The organism is Haloarcula pellucida, from assembly GCF_014647235.1.
Classification (GTDB): Archaea; Halobacteriota; Halobacteria; order Halobacteriales; family Haloarculaceae; genus Haloarcula; species Haloarcula pellucida.
In genome coordinates this window covers 1-759 of sequence record NZ_BMOU01000028.1, presented here as the reverse complement: position 1 = coordinate 759, position 759 = coordinate 1, and the positions used below count along the sequence as shown (strand labels likewise).

1 pseudogene is annotated in these 759 nt (G+C 65.3%); it reads left to right on the top strand.

Annotated features, from left to right (window positions below):
* Positions 1 to 759, top strand: a pseudogene (locus IEY28_RS20520) (hypothetical protein); the annotation flags it as partial.

The window sequence follows — 759 nt, the reverse complement described above, 5'->3', positions numbered from 1 at the left end:
AGATCGACCACCCCAACGCGACGGCGCCGCTCACGCCCCAGGTCTTGGCCGACGGCGTCGAGTTCCCGCACAAGGTCAACGCCTTGCCGAAGGTCCGCATCCCGGTCCCGAAGGCCGATCACTGGCTGCGCTCCGACCAGCTGGAAGAGCAGCCGATGCGCGTCTGGTACGAAGGCAAGCGCCTGCCGATCACCAAACTCCAGAACGTTCGCGAGCGACCCGACCGCGTCATCCTCGAGGGCAACGGCGGCGACGAGCTCAAACAACGGGTGCAGGCAGAGTACGTCGAGGAAGAGGTCCCCGTTGCGGTGCGCTCGCTCGTCGACCAGACCGGACTGGCTCGCAACGTCGACGATCCGCAGTCGACCACGACGACGGACAACCGGATGCAATCGGCCGACTCGACCAGCGAGTGGGAGGATCGCCTGGCGAGCGCCCCGGCGACGGATCCGACGATGGTCCAGAGTGGCAAGTTCACCTCGGACCAGACGGCGTGGTTCGTCGAGGCCGAGCACGCCGACCAGCAGGTCGGGATCAACTCGGAGCTGTCGACCGCCGGCGACGTCGCCTCGAACGAACGGATACTCAACATCACCCGGTCCGACGACGTCCAGGGGCTCAACCCCGGCATATACAACACGTTCACGACCGAGCATGACATCCCGGCCGACAAGGTGGGCATCGCGATGCGCGTCGACTTCTACGGCGATCTCGACAGCAACAACCTCTCGCATCAGGTCAAGCTCTTCGTCGATGGCA